The organism is Paraburkholderia sp. GAS41, from assembly GCF_050436545.1.
In the GTDB taxonomy this organism is placed as follows: domain Bacteria; phylum Pseudomonadota; class Gammaproteobacteria; order Burkholderiales; family Burkholderiaceae; genus Paraburkholderia.
Map to the genome: position 1 here is coordinate 81,075 of NZ_JBNDMK010000006.1, position 17,044 is coordinate 98,118.

Consider the following 17,044-nt stretch of genomic DNA (forward strand, 5'->3'; position numbering starts at 1 on the left):
ACAGAATGCCGAGGAGTGGCGATGCCTACAGCGCATCAACCCAAAGACAATCACCTGCTATCGGTCCTGCCGGAGGCAGAGTGGAAGCGCATCGAGCCGCATCTTATGCCGATCGAGATGCCACTGGGGGAGGTCGTCTACGAATCTGGCGACCGCCTCGATCACGTCTATTTCCCCATCACCGCCATCATCTCGCTGCTGTACGTCATGGAAGATGGCGCGTCCGCGGAGATAGCGATTGTCGGAAATGAAGGGCTCGTCGGTATTGCGCTCTTTATGGGCGGAGAAACCACACCCAGCCGCGCCGTTGTGCAAAGCGCGGGGTACGCCTACAGGCTGGACGCACGCATCCTGAAGGAAGAGTTCCATCGCGCCGGCCCCGTACAGCGACTGCTGCTTCGCTACACCCAGGCACTGATTACCCAGATGGCGCAAACCGCTGTGTGCAACCGGCATCATTCTATCGATCAACAGTTGTGCCGCTGGCTACTGCTGAGCATTGACAGATTGCCGTCCAACCAGTTGAAGATGACTCAGGAACTGATCGCCAACATGCTCGGTGTTCGCCGCCCTGGCGTGACCGAAGCCGCCACGAAGCTACAGGACGCAGGATTGATCCGCTATAGCTATGGCCATATCGAGGTGCTGGATAGACCGGGGCTCGAAAAGCGCGTCTGCGAATGTTACGGCGTCGTAAGACGCGAGTTCGACCGGCTTCTGCCCGATCTGCGCGCGATCTAGACCCTCTCATTCGACCAGTAGTCCTCGCGGCCGTAATACTCGTGCAGTGCCGTCTCGTAGTCCCGGTCGACCGGAATCGCATCGTCGTACGCCGGGCTGTGCTTGATCGCATCGTGCGTCAGCGTCGTGGAAACGGTTGAGCCGAACCAGTCGATCGACTCGATCCATTCTGTCGCCAGCAGAACTACCTTGCCACCAGGCCACCAGTTGCGCGTATCGACGGTCAGGTAGCGTATGACCCAGGCCTCATCGTCGAAGACGAAGCCGGAAACATGACCGATGGTGCCGTCGACCGTCTCGATGTGGTAACCCTTCACCACTTCCGTGCTACGCAGATGCGTATCCGCCGGCGGCTCATCGGCGCCGGGGTTCGGGTCGACAACCGGGAAAGCCCCCAGTGGCAAAGCGGCCGTCGCAGATTCGTCGAAGGCCGGATAGGCCCCCATCCCCCAAACGTTCGCCCCTCCCCAATACGTCGGATAGCCGTAGTACCGAAGGTACTGGATCTCATGCTGCCGCGACACGGGCTTATGCGCGTCAATATTCGGGCTGTCGCGCACCTGCTGCCGTGTGAGCTTCACTTGCACGGCACTTGATCCAGGATCCGAGTGAGACACGGCGTACGGCGAAATCAGCACTTGCCGATCCCTGAGCCAGTCGCCTGTTTCGACCACCAGATAACGAACGCCCCATGCTTCGTCATCGAAATAGACTTGCGTCACGGTGCCGACATCTCCGTCGCGTGCCTTGACGGTGCATCCCTGCAAAAACTCTATATTGCGCAGCATGATGGTCTCCACGTCTGCAGACAGTAACTCCGACACTACGCCCGATCGGCTCGGAATGCCGTACGTCAACTTAAAAACTGCGGGCTATCAGAGATCCTCGCGCCGCCTGGCGGGCAGCGCAGGAGACAGCGAGCGCTCAGGCTGCTGCTTATAGCGATAGAGCGAGGTGGCGAACATTAACGCCATTGCCCCTACGATTCCCCACATTGCTACTGTCATATCGTTCCTGTTAGTCAGTTCACGCCGCAATCCCTCGAGGTGAAACACCACACGCCTGAAGCGGCGCACGCTGAAAATCCTCGGTCAAATCAGTTCGCGCGTCTCTACGTAGTGGGACCTTCCCTCGACAGAAAATTCAGGATGGGCAGTCGGAGCGTGAATTCGCTGCCGAGACCTGGCCCGGCGCTGAGCGCCGACACAGTCCCGCCATGCGACTCAGCAACGGCCTTCACGACCGCGAGACCCACTCCCAGCCCACCGGCACTTGCCCCGATCGTTCTGCTGGCTTGCGCGAACAGTTCAAAAATGTGCGGCATGAGCGCATCCGATATACCCATGCCATCGTCCTTGACGGACAAGACAAGAGCGTTGCGGTCCGCGAGCACTTTCACCGTGATGCAACCGCTTTCCGGTGTGTATTTCAGCGCGTTGTGCAGGAGATTGTTCACGGCCTGTGCAAGGCGGTCGGGATCGCAGTCGACGCGCAGCGTTCTGTCGGAAATCTGGACCGTAAATTTCTGCTTGCGCAGCGCTGCTGCCAACGCAGCTGCGGCTAGCGGCGCAGCTAGCACCTCGACGACGTCGACGGGGACCTTGGTCACGCGAAGCGCCCCACGCTCGACTCGTATCGCGTCCATCAAATCATCGGCAAGCCGCGAAATCTGAGCGATTTGCCGATCGATCATATCGGCCGACCGCAACACGTCGGCTCGGTCAGGCGACGCCCTGCGGATAAGATTCGTGGCGAACTGCAATGGCGTCAAAGGGCCACGGAGCTCATGCGCCACCATCGCCAGGATTTCGTCCTTGAGTCGCAGCGCATCGATCTGCATCTCGGACTGTGAGGCACGAACGGAAAGCTTCATGGTGGAACGCTGCGGCACTTGTTCCATCACTGCGTCGGTTAAAGGTACGCGGGGCACATTGGGTGTGCCGACGAACCACCGAAAAGAACCTGGACGAGCTGACATGCCTACCTCCGATCGCGCGCCTGGACCTGACAGTCACCCGGTGGGCACAGATTGAATTTGAAGCATCCCATCAACGCTGCGGCAAGTCTGTACGGTAGCGTTCAGGTCAACAGAAACATCATCACAAAGCAGTTGCGGAATAGCGCAGCTTGATCGCCGCCGCATACATCCGCATGTAGGTGATCAGGTAAGGGGCGATCGTCATCGCGGAGATCAGGAAGAACGCGACCGACACATCCTGGATCACGAAGTAGCAGCACGAAATGACGGTCACGATCGGACCTTGCAACAGCAGGTTATGCGTGGGCATGCCCTTGCGATTCTTCTCCTGAAGGACCGGTGGCAACTCACCCTCATGAGTGGCCTCGTCGCAGTACTGGGCCAGATCTTCCGGGGTATGTCCGGTTGCGTCGCCGCTGAGCGGCACGTGGCGCATCTCGACGTCGAAGTACCGGGCGAATTTCGCCCAGCACACCTGCAACGGTCCGCAGACGAAGTTCGGCTTGTCGGTGGGCTTGCCTTGCGCTTGCCTGCGCTTCTTCCACTGCCACTTCAGCGCGAGACCGCCGAGCATGCAGGCCTCGCTCGATCCTGTCGTCGAGCAACCGATGGTCTTCCACGACTTCGGTGCGTGCCATAGATCCGCGAGCATGTGCACACAGCGCATTTCGATTTCTCCGGTTTGTGGATATTCGTCCTTGTCGATCATGTTCTTGTCGATCGGCAGATCCATCAGGCGGCGAACTTCGTCGTCAGCGTAAGTGGTGCAAAACGTCGCGACGTTCTGCCGCGAGTTGCCGTCCATGAACAATTCGTCGCGCACCAGATTGAATACTGCGCGGCGGTCAAACGATCCCTCCGGAATCCGGTACTTCGGCAGCGAAGAACCGGAGATCGTCGCAGCGTATTCATCGGCGACGGCATCGGGCGTCGATGGCGGGGATCTGTGAAGGTCATGGGGCGGCACGGGCAGCAGCAAGTGCGATGGTTTCGCGAGCGAACGCCGGAGAGAGTGGAGTGCGGATAGGGAGCAGACGGGAGAGCTTCAGTCACCACTGATGCACGAAGGGCCGGGCAAAGTCGGTACGGAGCCGTACCGCGCTGCGGCCATTCATAAAATCCGTTCATTGCATTGCGCCGCTATTGAGCGCAAGGTGAGGCATTCACTGCGCTCGACGATGCGTGTGCTCATTTGGAGAACTACCATGGCTAAACACAATGCAAGCGCGGCAAGCGTCGCGACTCAATCTACTGACGTGGCACTGGCCGGCCTCGCACGTCACATCCAGAAGTTGGTTTTTGACCAGGTCCTCGACAGCCGATGCGCGGCGAAGTTCGTCAAACGCCTGAAGAAGGAAGGCGAAGCCGTGGCCAAAAGCGACGGCGGAAGCAGGGCGGATCGAAAGTTGCTGCTCGACACCTTTGAATCCCTCGACGCAGCGCTGTTCGAACAGAATGCCACCTTGCTGGTGGCGGCCAATGCGTCGCTTCGCGAAACCGATGCCGAGGTCGAGGTCGAGGTCGAAGGCAAACACAAAAAGCACCGCGAGGCACGCGCGGTGCTGATTTCCTGACGAAGACTTTTGGAAGCTCATGGCCGAAGCGGCGATGGCGATAGCCGCCGCCCATGGCCGTAAAGTCGAACCGTGCCGTTTTGTAGTCCCCGCTCGCGCGTTACAGGGTTTTGAGCCGGCTGACTTTCGTACCGTCTAGCGTCACGCCGGCCATCAGACCACTGTTGGTCAACACAAACGCGTCCACCTGACCCGTTGCCGTCCCCGTGTCGACGTTGCCATTCGCTCCAATCTTCAGCAATGCCACCGAGGCATCGCCCCCCGCCGACCAGCCCTCGCTATTCCGGAATTTCGCCAGCGATTCGTCAGTCATGAACAGAAATATGATCGCCTTCGACTGCGCGCCGGCTTGCCAGCCGATCGAACCCGTCGCCGTGCTGTAGTACCCTACGGTGTGCCCGCCGAGCCGCAGCGAGCCCTCGCCATATTGCCCTCCTACGACAAAGCCGGCGTCGATGACCGACGGGAACACCAGGACCCCACGGGCTTTCGCAACCAGTTCACGTGAACCATTAGCGTCGTCGTAAAGCCGCGCCAACGTCGAATCCACGCCAGCGTCGATGCTGCGACGCTTGTCCATCTTCTCGCTAGTGGCGTCTGACGCGCCTGTCATCGTGCAACCAGACACCGCAAGACCAATCGACAGAATCGCGCCAGGTGTCGTCAACAGAAATTTTCTTCGCAGCATGATGGCCTCCACGTCTGCAGATAGAGACACTGACACTACGCTTCGTCGGCTCGGGAAGCGGTACGTCAGCGTACAAACTGCCGTCTGTCTGCAGTGCATCGGCGCTAATTCGCAACTTGTACGGTAGCGTGCAGACGCCGACCCTCAGTCGGCATACCCTAGGGTTGAGGCATTGACCAGTCTCCCAAAGGAAAATGAATGTCGCTGCACGAGTTCGCCAAAGATCTGGCCCACCTTGAATACGTTCTGCCGTTACTCGATCGAGGTAATCCGCTGTCGTTAGCGTACTGGCGGCAACGCGTCGCGGCCTTGGAGACCCAGCAGGCCCTCCTGCCTGACGGCGCCAGACGCGTGGCCCGGTTGCTCAAGCTCGTCAATGAGTTCGAGCGCGGAGTTGTGACGGCCCAGTAGCACCCCGACACCATCCCGTCGTTGGACGGCACTCACCGTCGGGACGAATTCTTCGAGGCCGGCATGTATAAACGCATTCCGGTAGCGATCGATAGCGGCGCGGCCTGACCGGTCGACGGATGCCGGTTGGGATAGCAATAGCCGCCATGCTGGTCGGCATCGTATCGTACGACCTCGCCTACCTGTTCGCGGTGTCCGTGATCATCGCCATGATGCATCTCTCGATTCGTACCCGCATCATGTCCGGTTTTACGCTGCCGCCCGCACTATGTATCCTCGGCTGGGTTGCTACCGGCGTGATGGCCTCAACGGTCGTGGCAATGGGTGTAACCTGGGTTCGGTGAGGAAGTTGCCCTATAGCCTCGAATACTGCGCTCGCAAGGCTTCGATTTCATCAAGCAGATCGAGTGCGAGTGCGATGCCCGCAGCATTGATCTCGAGATCCTGTGCGAAATGGCGAGCCTTGCGGGCGCGGCGCAATGAGACGCCGTCGAAGTGCGGGCCATCGTCCTCGCTGATACATTTCGATTCAATCGCGCCTTGCTCGATCCATTCAATGAGCTGGACTTCAGAAGCGCCAGACACCCGGCACAATTCGGGTAGCGTGAACTCCACCTGCTCCTCGACGATCAGGCATTCGAGCCAGGCCGTGCGCGATTCGTTCATGATGGATCACCTGAAAAATGCGCACGCGGGTCGAAGTCGCATGCCCGTCGTAGTGTCTCGTAAGCCGCGCGTGCCGGCTCGCTATCTGCCAGCGGCAGAACGATGTTCAATTGCGCATAGAGATCGCCCGATGTACCGGCCGGACCGCTCGCTGGGATTCCCTTGCCTTTCAAGCGCAGGCGTCGGCCTCCGCTGGAATTTTTGGGTATGGCAATTTCGACGACGCCGTCAGGTGTCGGCACGGTAATGCGTGCGCCAAGTGCCGCTTCCCAAGGTGCGACCGGCACGTCGATCGTCACATCGCGGCCGTCGGCGCGGAAAAGTCCATGCTGGCGCAATGCGATTTCCACGTATAGGTCTCCCGCGTGTCCCTCTCCAAGACCCGCGCCCCCTTGACCGGTAAGCCGTAAATGCTGCCCGTCGTACACGCCCCTCGGAATGGAGACGTCAAGTGTCCGCGATTTCAGCACGGCACGGCCGCTTGCATCGAGTACCGGCGCCTTCAGGGAAATCGTGCGCTGTGCCCCACGATAGGTATCCTCCAGATCAATCACCACTTTGGCGTGGTGGTCCTGGCCCGGAGCCGAGTACGGCACACCACCATAGGCATCCTCCATTTCTTGCGCGGTTGCGCCGTCAGGGCCGGCGCCGGCAGCGTGCCGCGCGTGTCTTGTCGAAGCGCGGCGCCCATCGGCATGTTCACCGCGAAAGAGCGCCTCGAAAAATTCGCCGAATTGTGCATCCTCGGCGCCGCGATCATTCGCGCCTCTGAATTCGAAACCTTCATCCCACCGGGCCGGCGGTTGGAACTCCTGACCATCGCGCCACTGGTCGCCCATCCGGTCGTAGGCCGCACGCTTTTCCGTGTCTTTGAGCACGCCATAAGCCTCGCCGACCTCCTTGAAGCGCGGCTCTGCGTCGTCGAGTTTGCTCAGGTCCGGGTGATATTTGCGAGCGAGCTTGCGATACGTACGCCTGATATCGTCCTGTGTCGCGTTACGCGGCACTCCCAGTACTTCGTAATAGTCTTTGTATTTCATATCAAAGGCCTATGAGAGAGGCCGCGCGCACCTATTTCAGAGGTATCACGACCGAACGAACAAGCGGCGCGTCATGAACGGTCGCCCAGTCGCTGCGGCGCACGTGGTGGATGATTAGGGGAATGCCCCCGAACACGACGATGCCGAGAACGACCAGCCCTGTGTAAAGCCAGGGCGATCCCACCGGCAACTGGTCTGGCGGGAAGAACGACACGACGAAACTGAACAGCACCCCGGCAAAGCCAATGCTCGCCGTCAACCACATACCGCCTAAACCACCGGGCACCATGAACGGTCGTGGCAAAGCAGGTGCGGAATAGCGCAGCTTGATCGCCGCTGCATACATCAACATGTAGGCGATCAGGTAAAGCGCGATCGTCATCGCGGAGATCAGGAAGAACGCGACCGACACATCCTGGATCACGAAGTAGAAGCACGAAATGACGGTCACAATCAAACCTTGCACCAGCAGGATATGAGTGGGCATGCCCTTGCGATTCTTCGCCTGAAGGATTGGCGGCAACTCACCCTCATGAGCAGTCTCGAGCAAGCCGCGCGATGGACTGCCGAGCCAGGCCAGCACTCCACTGATTGCACCGATACCGACCAGCAGCGACAACGCCGACACAGCCCAGCTCATGTGCCAGATGTCCGCAAGGACGGCGCCAAACGCGTCGAACACGCCGGATTGCAGCGAAATCTTCTCGTACGGCAAGATTGCCGCAATCGGCAATGCCCCAAGTGCGAAGATCAGCACTGAAATCAGCGCGCCCAGTCCAATGGCCGCCGGATACCCTCGACTTGGGCTGCGCATGTCCATCACATGAACTGCTTGCACCTCGACACCCGCAAACAGCAACACGATCCCTGCAAGAAACGAGATCGTACCGAAGCCGTGAATCGAAGGCCAGAAGCGGGCATGGCCGTCCTGGGACAATGCGGCATCGTTCAGATGTTGCCATCCGAGTGGGTGGCCACTGCTGACCCAGTAGCCGAGAAGCGCCAGCAGCACAATGCCTGGTACGATGGTGCCGATCACGAAGGTCCAGTTGGCAATCTTCGCGAACACTTCGACGCCTTGCAGCACGACCCATGTCGCGAGCCAGTACGCGACGATGCAGAAAATTCCAACGTAGGTGCCGTTCTTCGCCAGTTCGGGACGACCGATCGTGTAGGCGAGCGCCGCCGCACCGAACGTCAGCGCGACCGGAAACCACACGACGTTCTGGATCCATTGCAACCAGATCGCAAGAAAGCCCCAGCGTGTGCCGAACGCTTCCGCGACCCACGTATAGATACCCCCGCGCCGGTCCGCAAAAGCGCCGCCCAGTTCGGCCGAAATCAGCGACGCGGGGATCAGATAGAAAACCACGGTAAAGGCGAGGTAGACGAACATTGTCATCTCTTCCTTCGCCAGTAAAGGAAGCCCTCGCAGGCTGGTGACCACGGCTGCGGCCGTCATCAGGCCGATCGACGTGACGCTCAGATACTTACCGCGTTTTGCGGTATTGGCGGTCGGCAACGCGGCCGCGGTGGTAACGGTGTTATCCATTTCGCTCGCTCCTGTGAAGAGGCGACATCAATCGTGATGGAAGGTAGGACCGGCAGTCGAATGCGGCACCGGGTTCTTCGTCAGATGAGCGACGGCGTGCCTGATGTCCTCGAGCAGCATCGCCGCCATGTCACGGGTCACGCCCCGCCGGATCAACACGCGTTGCACAATCGTGTCCTCGCGCCCCGCCGGCAGTTCATACGAAGCAATCTGCCAGCCGCGCATGCGGACCTGATCGGACAGATCGAAGAGCGTAAAGCCCGCTGTTTGTGGATGCTTCAGCTTGTAACAGACAGCCGGCAAGGCGCCGCGCCCGTCGTAAATCATCTCCAGTGCATCGATCTTCGCCAGACCGTCAGCGAGCGCCTGAGCGGTGTCGGCACACTGCTGCTGGATGTGCCGATAGCCTTCACGCCCCAACCGCAGCAGCATGTAGTACTGTGCGATGATCTGGCCGGCCGGCCTGGAGAAATTCAGTGCAAATGTCGGCATGTCGCCGCCCAGATAGTCGACCCGGAAAATCAGTTCGTCAGGCAAGTCCTGCGTGCTGCGCCACACTACCCAGCCGACCCCGAGCGGCGCGAGCCCGTACTTGTGGCCCGACGCGTTGATCGATTTGACGCGCGGCACGCCGAAGTCCCATGCCAGGTCGGGCTGGATGAACGGGGCGACGAAACCGCCGCTGGCAGCATCGACGTGAATCGGAATGTCGAGTCCGACATTGGCTTGCAAGGCGTCCAACGCGCCTGCCAGCGCCTTCACTGGTTCATAGACGCAGGTGAAGGTAATGCCGAGTGTAGCAACGACGCCAATGGTGTTCTCGTCGCAATACTGGGCCAGATCTTCCGGCCGCAGTCCAGTCGCGTCGCCGCTGAGCGGCACCTGGCGCATCTCGACGTCGAAGTACCGGGCGAACTTGGCCCAGCACACCTGCACAGGACCGCAGACGAAGTTCGGCTTGTCCGTCGGCTTGCCTTGCGCTTGCCTGCGCTTTTTCCACTGCCACTTCAGCGCGAGACCACCGAGCATGCACGCCTCGCTCGATCCTGTCGTCGAGCAACCGGTGGTCTTCCACGACTTCGGTGCGTGCCATAGATCCGCGAGCATGTGCACACAGCGCATTTCGATTTCTGCGGTTTGTGGATATTCGTCCTTGTCGATCATGTTCTTGTCGATCGACAGATCCATCAGACGGCGAACTTCGTCGTCAGCGTAAGTAGTACAAAACGTCGCGACGTTCTGCCGCGAGTTTCCGTCCATGAACAATTCGTCGCGCACCAGATCGAATACTGCGCGGCGGTCGGACGATCCCTCCGGGATCCGGTACTTCGGTAGCGAAGAACCGGAGATCGTCGCAGCGTATTCGTCGGCGACGGCATCGGGCGTCGATGGCGGGGACTTGAGAAAGGTCATGTTGCGATACTCCTGCTGTGAAATGAGTGCGGCGGCAAGTGCGACGGCTTCGCGAGCTAACAGCGGAGCGAGTGGAATGATGATATTGAGCAGACGGGGGAGCTTCCATCAACACGGTGCGCGAAGGGCCGAAGGAAGTCGGTACGGTGGCGTACCGCATTACGGCAATTCAAGTAATCTGTTCATTGCATTACGCCGCTATTGAGCGCAAGGTGGTGTCATTCACTGTGCTGTTTCCGATCGGCGCTACGCCGTCGATATCCGGACCGAGCTCAGCGCAACCAACCGCTCATCAAGGAGCCCGTCATCATGATCATCCCCACCGCGACATACAACGGACACGAGTTACGTGCCTATGCCAGCCAGCAGTTCCCGCCTTTCGGCGATCCGTATGCCAAGGGTGCAAGGCGCTTTTCTTCCGTGGTGCGGATCGACACCATCCCATCGAACGAAGCAGACGCACGCCGCTACGCGACAGTCTTCAACGCTGTAAGCCCCGCCAGTTTCGACGATGCGATCGACCTTGCCATGCAGTTTGGCAAGGACATTGTCGACGGCAAGGTTCAGGCTACGGCGCTCTGAGCGCCTGCAATCCAATCCCGCGACGGTGCCCACCGTCTGAACGAATTCTTCGAGGCCGCCATGTATAAACGCATTCTGGTAGCGATCGACGGCAGCGAAACGTCTGAACATGCGTTCGACACCGCGCTGCAGCTCGCCCGCGATAACGACGCGCAGTTGCAGCCGCTCTATGTCGTTGACAACCCGTTGATGGCGTATGACGCGTCCGGCTACGATCCTACGATCCTGCGCGATGCCTTCGTTGAGGAAGGCCAACGGCTACTGGCGGCTGCACTGGCGCGGATGAAAAATGAGAACGTGGCCGGCGCGCCGCGGATCGTCAACGTCGCGCCAGTCGGCGAGGACATTTCGGAGCGGATCCGAACCTCAGCTAACGAATTCAATGCGGACCTGCTAGTGCTCGGCACGCACGGGCGACGGGGATTCAAGCGTCTGTTTCTAGGCAGCGTGGCCGAACGCGTCGTGCGAAGTGCAGGCCTGCCGGTATTGCTGGTGCCGAGCCGGCAAGCGCAAACCACAGTCGCGGACGCGACCAGACCAAGCACCGAACTCGCCGCGGCGACACACGAACTGCCACACTAACGGCGGACCATGCATATCTCGGCCTAGGCTGCGATGATCACCTTGAGCGCGCGTGTGTCAGCCGCGTGAGCAAAGGCTTCGTACGCATCCAGGATCTGTTCGAATGTGAAGCGATGAGTGATCAGAAGCTTGGGGTCGAGTCTGCGCGAGCGTAGCGTCTCCAGCAGCATGGGCGTGCTCACGGTATCGACGAGCCGTGTAGTGATCGTGATATTACGGTCCCACAGGTTTTCCAGGTGAAGATCGACCTTCACGCCATGCACGCCGACGTTCGCAATCGTCCCGCCCGGCGCGATGATTGCCTCGCACAGTTCGAAGGTGCCGGGTATGCCGACTGCCTCGATGGCCGTATCGACACCACGTCCCGAGGTAAGCTTCATGATCGCCGTCACCGCGTTGCCGTCCGCACTGTTGATTACCGCTGTCGCGCCGAAGCGCTTTGCAGTCTCCAGCCGGTTGTCGTCCAGATCGACCATGATGATTTCGGCGGGCGAATAGAAGCGGGCCGTAAGCAACGCCGCAAGTCCGACCGGTCCACTACCGACGATGGCCACCGTGCTGCCCGGCTCCACCTTGCCGTTGAGCACGCCGCATTCGAAACCCGTCGGCAGGATATCGCTCAGCATCACGAGCGCCTCTTCGTCGGCACCGTCCGGAATGCGGTAAAGACTGGTATCCGCGTGTGGGATCCTGACGAATTCGGCCTGCGTGCCGTCGATCTTGTTGCCGAGAATCCATCCGCCGCTCACACAATGGGAATACATCTGCTTGCGGCAGTATCCGCACTTCCCACATGCGCTGATGCAAGAGATCAGGACGCGCTCTCCTGGTTTAAACGTGGTCACGCCGGAACCTACCTCGTCTATGACGCCAGTGCCTTCATGGCCGAGAATGCGCCCAGGCTGGCAGGTCGCAACGTCGCCCTTGAGAATGTGCAGGTCCGTGCCGCATATCGTCGTCTTGCTGATCCTGACGATGGCGTCGGTGGCGGCGTCGATCACCGGTTTGGGTCGTTCTTCAACTGCTTTCTTACCCGGGCCAAGATAAACGAGTGCTTTCATTGTCGGTCACTCCGGTTGCTGTTCACTGATTTTCACTCTGCGACGTACGTTTGTTCGTGCGGTTGAACTAATGCACCTGTCACCGCCTGAAACCACTCTGCCGCGTACTTTGGAAAAAGTCGGTACGGTGCCGGACCGCGTCTGACACCGTACCGACATCGAGCCAGTTCGCGAGCAACATGGTTTAAAGCCGAGTGGGCGGTCAGGCGAAACGAAGCCACCACCTGTCGCTCAAACTCCTGCAGTGCCTTCAATGACCTCTCGTCCCATGAGCCCCTCGCAAATCAGCTCCGTCCACGCACCGCGGTCGACGCCAATGCCTGTTGCCGAGACCGGCCTCGTACACATCGCGCCCGGGTTGCTCGGCAAAACATCGCGCCTGCGCCTGCTCATGTTCTGGGTCGTCGGGCTGATGGCTTTTCTCGCCGTCATTCTGGTGGTATTGCATCTCGGCTCACTGCAAAAGATGGCCGCATTGATACGCTCGGCCCGTCCCGGCTGGATGCTGGTCGCGCTCGTGGTTCAGTTCGGCACGTATGTCAGCGCGGCGTTCGTATGGCGCGTGGCCTTGCGCCAGGCCGAACATCCGCTGGCTCTGCGCACCCTGATTCCCCTCGGCATTGCCAAGGTTTTTACCGACCAGGTGCTGCCGAGCGGCGGTATCAGCGGCACGATGCTCGTAGTACGCGGGCTGACCGGTCGGCGCGTCCCGGCCGGGATTGCGATGGCCGCGATGCTGGTCGGCATGGTGTCGTACGACATCGCCTACCTGTTCGTGGTGCTCGCAAGCGCCGGCGTGCTGTGGGTGCAGCATCGGCTGAGCGTGGCGCTGATCGTCGGCGTGGCGATCTTTGTGGTCGTTACGGTGGCAGTGCCGGCTGCCGTACTGGGACTCAAACAATGGGGCCAACGTGCGCCGATCGCATGGCTCAGCAAGTGCCTCGGCGTCACTACGCTGCTTCAGGAGTTGACCGACGCACCTACTCGCTTGCTACGCAGCCCAGGCCTGCTGTTGCAAACAGTGGGATTGCAACTTGCCATCTTCGTATTCGATGCCTTGACGCTCTGGCTCGCATTCAATGCGATCGGTGAAGTGCCGCCGCTTTGGGTCGTGTTCGTGAGCTTTATTGTCGCGTCGATGGTGGCCACCATTGGTCCCATTCCCATTGGCCTGGGGACCTTCGAGGCCACCTCCGTGGGGATGTTAAGTTTGCTTGGTGTGTCGGTGGAAGCGGCGCTCGCCGCCACTCTTCTGTTGCGAGCCCTGACGTTCTGGTTACCGATGCTGCCCGGCATCTGGTTGGCACGTCTGGAAATACGGCGCCATTAGGTAGCGCCGGGCGCTGCTAGTCGTGTTCGACCTCGTCAGCTAGACCCGCGACATACCCGCTCGCGGGCCATCCAGCACGGTCTCCTGTGGCGCGCTGAAGGTTCGGTCGTGCACAAATTCACGCATGACAGCCCCGTCCGGCGTGGCAACGCTCATGCCGTCCTGTGTCGAAATAATCTGCTGCCGGCGGCCCTTGGGACGATTAGAGCGCGACAGCATGCCGGCTGATTATCCTTGGATCGCCGACCCGCAGAATGACCCGCCCATGCACTTCGTTGATCACATCAGCTGCGGACAGATAGAACGCGAGCGCCGCAGTGACGAGCCCCATATAGCCGCCCGCCATGCGCACCAGCCCTGAACCCGTCCACTCTCCTCCAGCCAGCAAGCCGAAGGTGATCCATAGCGCCAGAAAAATGAACTGCAGCGCACGAGGCGAGCGAAAGGTGGCCAGCCACATATAGAACGTGAAGACACCCCAGAGGAACAGATACCAGCCGACGAACGCGGGCGGCACCTTGTCGTGTAAAAAGAGCACGAACAGTGCAAACGACCACCAGAACGCGCCATAACTGAGAAAGGCTGTCGCACCGAAGGTGTTGCCGCGTGGCAATTCCATCATCCCGGCAATGGCCTGCGCAGTCCCACCATAAGCGAGCGCACAGGCGAGCACGAGACCCATCGATTCGCCCGAAAACCAGCCGGCGTTGATCATGCTAAGCAGCCACGTCGTCAACGCAAAACCCGCGAGACCCAGCGGGGCAGGATTCGAAAACTTCGGTAAAACTGTTGCATCACGCATGACCTGCTCCTGATGTCCCGCCAACGCGGTCTAGGCGAGCGGCTGGCGGAGACTGCTGCTATACGCCTTTCTGGACACCCGGCGCCGTACGCGCAATGCCGGTTCCGGTGGCCGGTGTCAATCAACCAAGCTGGTCGAGAATGGCCGGATTTTCGAGCGTCGACACGTCCTGGGTAATCTCTTCTCCGGCCGCAAGCGAGCGCAGCAAACGCCGCATGATCTTTCCCGAACGCGTTTTCGGCAGGTTCTCGCCGAAGCGGATCACTTTCGGCTTCGCGATCGGCCCAATTTCCTTCCCGACCCATGCCCGCAGTTCGTTAGCAACCTTCTCGGCTTCTTTGCCTTCCGGACGTGCGCCCTTCAGGACCACAAAGGCAACGACGATTTCGCCCGTTGTTTCGTCCGGGCATCCGACCACTGCCGCCTCCGCAACGAGCGGATTAGCCACCAGTGCTGACTCGATCTCCATCGTGCCGAGGCGGTGCCCCGACACGTTGAGCACGTCGTCTATGCGTCCCGTAATGATGAAATAGCCAGTTTCCTTGTCGCGCACCGCGCCGTCACCGGCGAGATACAGCTTGCCCCCCAGTTCTTCCGGGAAATAGCCCTTCTCGAAGCGGGCTGGATCGCCCCACACCGTGCGCAGCATCGACGGCCAGGGGCGCTTGATCACGAGGAGCCCGCCTTTGCCGTCCGGCTCATCCTGACCGGTCTCGTCGACTACCGCTGCCATGATCCCGGGCAGCGGCAAGGTGCAGGAACCCGGCACCAGTGGCGTCGCGCCCGGCATCGGCGCAATCATGTGGCCGCCGGTTTCGGTCTGCCACCAGGTATCGACGACGGGACAGCGACCACCGCCAACGTGCTCGTAGTACCACATCCATGCGACCGGATTGATCGGTTCGCCGACCGTGCCCAGAATGCGCAGCGTCGACAGGTCGAAGCTGTCCGGATGTAGCTTGATGTCGGTCTCCGCCAGCTTGATCAGCGAGCGGATCGCAGTCGGCGCAGTGTAGAACAACGTCACCTTGTGGCGCGCGATCATCTCCCAGAACCGGCCCGCGTTCGGATAAGTCGGCACGCCTTCGAACATGACCTGGGTGGCACCCAGTGCTGTCGGGCCATACGCGATATAGCTGTGTCCCGTGATCCAGCCGATGTCGGCGGTACACCAGAACACGTCCGTGGGCTTCCAGTCGAAGGTCCACTTCAAGGTCTGCGCGGCCCACAGCAGGAAGCCGCCAGTGCTGTGCTGCACACCCTTGGGCGTACCGGTCGACCCCGACGTGTAGAGGATAAAGAGTGGATGCTCGGCGCCGACCCATTCGGGTGCGCATTGATCGGACTCGGCGTGCATGAGTTGATGCATCCAGAGGTCGCGGCCATCGTGCCACGCCACCTTGCCGCCGGTGCGCTGGTAGACGATCATGCTCGTGACAGCCTCGCAGCCGCCCATCGCGAGCGCTTCGTCGGCAATACTCTTCAGCGGCAACGCCTTGCCGCCGCGCATCTGTTCGTCGCAGGTGACGAGCGCTATCGCGCCCACGTTGACGAGCCTTTCATTGAGCGACTTCGACGAGAAGCCGCCGAACACGACCGAATGCGTGGCGCCAATCCGCGCACATGCCTGCATCGCGACGACGCCTTCGACCGACATCGGCATATAGATCACCACGCGGTCGCCCTTCTTCACGCCGCGCGTCTTCAGCGCATTGGCGAAGCGGCATACGCGTTGCAGCAGATCCTGGTAGGTGATATGGGTGACGGTACCGTCGTCGGCTTCGAAAATCACCGCGACGCGCTCGCCATTGCCCGCCTCGATATGACGGTCCAGGCAGTTATACGACGCGTTCAGTTCGCCGTCCTCGAACCAGGTGTAGAAAGGCGCCTTCGACTCGTCCAGCACCTTGGTGAACGGCTTCTTCCATGTCAGCGTTTCGTTGGCAAGACGCCGCCAGAAGCCCTCGTAATCGCGTTCCGCTTCGGCGACAAGCGCACGGTACGCATCCATTCCGGAAATCGCCGCCTGCGCCGACATCGCCGCAGACGGAAGGAATATCTTCGGTTCCCGAAGTATCGAATCATTGACATCTGTGACTAGCATTTTTTGCTCCCGTGCGGGTTCAGGCATGAGGCCGTGACGATCCCGTCGCAATTCAGTTCGCGCACGAGATGCGACTCTGCACGCGTAGAGACGGCCGATTGCGCCCTTGGAACGAAATGACCCAAAGTGATCCCTCTTGCCGCTCCATGGCATGGCAACGCGTGTCTGCGCCACGAACGCGGCGGAAAGAAATAGTGTTTTCGGATTGTGGGCATGATGGCCACACCTTGCTGGAGGGGCGGCCCGGGCGAGCGATCGAAGGAAATCATACTGCGCGAGGCTGTCTCGAGCGCCTTTGGATAAGGGACGCAAGGCGCCTGTATCCACGGTGCGCTTAACCCCGGTGGAGGTCGGTACGGTGCCGTACAAGTGCGGACAAAGCGAGACGCCGGTAACGTCAGGCTCCATGTAATCCGCAGATGAGCGAATATCGGAATCTTCGCCGCGGCCAGCACGACCGCAAACGCCACCGCAGACGCGAACGCAACCGCAACCGCAACCGTCACGGCAGGCAGCGGCG

At 60.3% G+C, this 17,044-nt stretch carries 19 protein-coding genes; 7 read left to right on the plus strand and 12 right to left on the minus strand.

From position 1 onward, the window contains the following. Positions 1–21: 21 nt before the first annotated feature. Positions 22–741, plus strand: a complete 720-nt coding sequence (locus P3T43_RS11175; RefSeq protein WP_429281293.1) for a Crp/Fnr family transcriptional regulator — start codon at positions 22–24, stop codon at positions 739–741. Here P3T43_RS11175 and P3T43_RS11180 read toward each other — a convergent pair. From P3T43_RS11180 to P3T43_RS11195, 4 genes are all read right to left on the minus strand, one after another. Then, a complete protein-coding gene (locus tag P3T43_RS11180) occupies positions 738–1,529 on the minus strand; it encodes a PRC-barrel domain-containing protein (protein ID WP_429281103.1) in 792 nt (263 codons plus the stop codon). The genes P3T43_RS11175 and P3T43_RS11180 overlap by 4 nt on opposite strands. An 87-nt stretch (positions 1,530–1,616) precedes the next feature. Beyond that, positions 1,617–1,748: a hypothetical protein gene (locus P3T43_RS11185; RefSeq protein ID WP_429281104.1), complete on the minus strand. Its 132-nt coding sequence runs from the start codon at positions 1,746–1,748 to the stop codon at positions 1,617–1,619. A gap of 104 nt (positions 1,749–1,852) precedes the next feature. Then, the gene (locus tag P3T43_RS11190; protein WP_429281105.1) at positions 1,853–2,719 is read right to left on the minus strand and encodes a sensor histidine kinase; all 867 of its coding nucleotides are present in this window, start codon (positions 2,717–2,719) and stop codon (positions 1,853–1,855) included. 121 nt (positions 2,720–2,840) lie between these two features. Beyond that, positions 2,841–3,698, minus strand: coding sequence for a pyridoxal-dependent decarboxylase (locus tag P3T43_RS11195; RefSeq protein WP_429281106.1), 858 nt, complete (start codon positions 3,696–3,698; stop codon positions 2,841–2,843). A gap of 79 nt (positions 3,699–3,777) precedes the next feature. Between P3T43_RS11195 and P3T43_RS11200 the strand changes: the two genes are divergently transcribed. After that, a complete protein-coding gene (locus P3T43_RS11200) occupies positions 3,778–4,293 on the plus strand; it encodes a hypothetical protein (RefSeq protein WP_429281107.1) in 516 nt (171 codons plus the stop codon). A gap of 100 nt (positions 4,294–4,393) precedes the next feature. Here P3T43_RS11200 and P3T43_RS11205 read toward each other — a convergent pair whose 3' ends face one another. Further along, positions 4,394–4,981: a BPSL1445 family SYLF domain-containing lipoprotein gene (locus P3T43_RS11205; protein WP_429281108.1), complete on the minus strand. Its 588-nt coding sequence runs from the start codon at positions 4,979–4,981 to the stop codon at positions 4,394–4,396. A gap of 198 nt (positions 4,982–5,179) precedes the next feature. Between P3T43_RS11205 and P3T43_RS11210 the strand changes: the two genes are divergently transcribed. Both P3T43_RS11210 and P3T43_RS11215 read left to right on the plus strand, forming a co-directional pair. Beyond that, on the plus strand, positions 5,180–5,392 hold the full coding sequence (locus tag P3T43_RS11210) for a hypothetical protein (RefSeq protein WP_429281109.1): 213 nt from the start codon (positions 5,180–5,182) through the stop codon (positions 5,390–5,392). Between the two features lie 146 nt (positions 5,393–5,538). After that, positions 5,539–5,736, plus strand: coding sequence for a hypothetical protein (locus tag P3T43_RS11215; protein WP_429281110.1), 198 nt, complete (start codon positions 5,539–5,541; stop codon positions 5,734–5,736). A gap of 10 nt (positions 5,737–5,746) precedes the next feature. On the opposite strand, the gene P3T43_RS11220 is transcribed toward P3T43_RS11215, so the two are convergent. Genes P3T43_RS11220 through P3T43_RS11235 form a run of 4 tightly spaced genes read right to left on the minus strand, consistent with a single transcriptional unit; the run spans position 5,747 to position 10,063 of the window. Then, positions 5,747–6,058: a chaperone modulator CbpM gene (locus tag P3T43_RS11220; RefSeq protein ID WP_429281111.1), complete on the minus strand. Its 312-nt coding sequence runs from the start codon at positions 6,056–6,058 to the stop codon at positions 5,747–5,749. Further along, entirely contained in the window at positions 6,055–7,098 is a 1,044-nt protein-coding gene (locus P3T43_RS11225) for a DnaJ C-terminal domain-containing protein (RefSeq protein ID WP_429281112.1), read from the minus strand. The genes P3T43_RS11220 and P3T43_RS11225 overlap by 4 nt, the downstream gene beginning before the upstream one ends. A gap of 31 nt (positions 7,099–7,129) precedes the next feature. Then, entirely contained in the window at positions 7,130–8,650 is a 1,521-nt protein-coding gene (locus P3T43_RS11230; RefSeq protein WP_429281113.1) for an amino acid permease, read from the minus strand. Between the two features lie 27 nt (positions 8,651–8,677). After that, a complete protein-coding gene (locus P3T43_RS11235; protein ID WP_429281114.1) occupies positions 8,678–10,063 on the minus strand; it encodes a glutamate decarboxylase in 1,386 nt (461 codons plus the stop codon). Between the two features lie 309 nt (positions 10,064–10,372). Between P3T43_RS11235 and P3T43_RS11240 the strand changes: the two genes are divergently transcribed. Next, on the plus strand, positions 10,373–10,645 hold the full coding sequence (locus tag P3T43_RS11240; protein WP_429281115.1) for a hypothetical protein: 273 nt from the start codon (positions 10,373–10,375) through the stop codon (positions 10,643–10,645). 60 nt (positions 10,646–10,705) lie between these two features. Further along, on the plus strand, positions 10,706–11,227 hold the full coding sequence (locus P3T43_RS11245; RefSeq protein WP_429281116.1) for a universal stress protein: 522 nt from the start codon (positions 10,706–10,708) through the stop codon (positions 11,225–11,227). A 23-nt stretch (positions 11,228–11,250) separates the two neighbouring features. Here P3T43_RS11245 and P3T43_RS11250 read toward each other — a convergent pair whose 3' ends face one another. Beyond that, positions 11,251–12,288, minus strand: a complete 1,038-nt coding sequence (locus tag P3T43_RS11250) for a zinc-dependent alcohol dehydrogenase family protein (protein ID WP_429281117.1) — start codon at positions 12,286–12,288, stop codon at positions 11,251–11,253. Positions 12,289–12,556: 268 nt separating this feature from the next. Here P3T43_RS11250 and P3T43_RS11255 point away from each other — a divergent pair, with 268 nt between their 5' ends. Then, positions 12,557–13,618, plus strand: a complete 1,062-nt coding sequence (locus P3T43_RS11255) for a lysylphosphatidylglycerol synthase transmembrane domain-containing protein (protein ID WP_429281118.1) — start codon at positions 12,557–12,559, stop codon at positions 13,616–13,618. Positions 13,619–13,820: 202 nt separating this feature from the next. On the opposite strand, the gene P3T43_RS11260 is transcribed toward P3T43_RS11255, so the two are convergent. Together P3T43_RS11260 and acs are read right to left on the minus strand one after the other, a co-directional pair. Further along, entirely contained in the window at positions 13,821–14,420 is a 600-nt protein-coding gene (locus tag P3T43_RS11260; protein WP_429281119.1) for an acetate uptake transporter, read from the minus strand. A 121-nt stretch (positions 14,421–14,541) separates the two neighbouring features. Then, positions 14,542–16,524 carry an acetate--CoA ligase gene (acs, locus tag P3T43_RS11265; RefSeq protein WP_429281120.1) on the minus strand — a complete coding sequence of 661 codons (1,983 nt, stop codon included), beginning with the start codon at positions 16,522–16,524 and terminating at the stop codon, positions 14,542–14,544. Between the last annotated feature and the right edge of the window lie 520 nt (positions 16,525–17,044).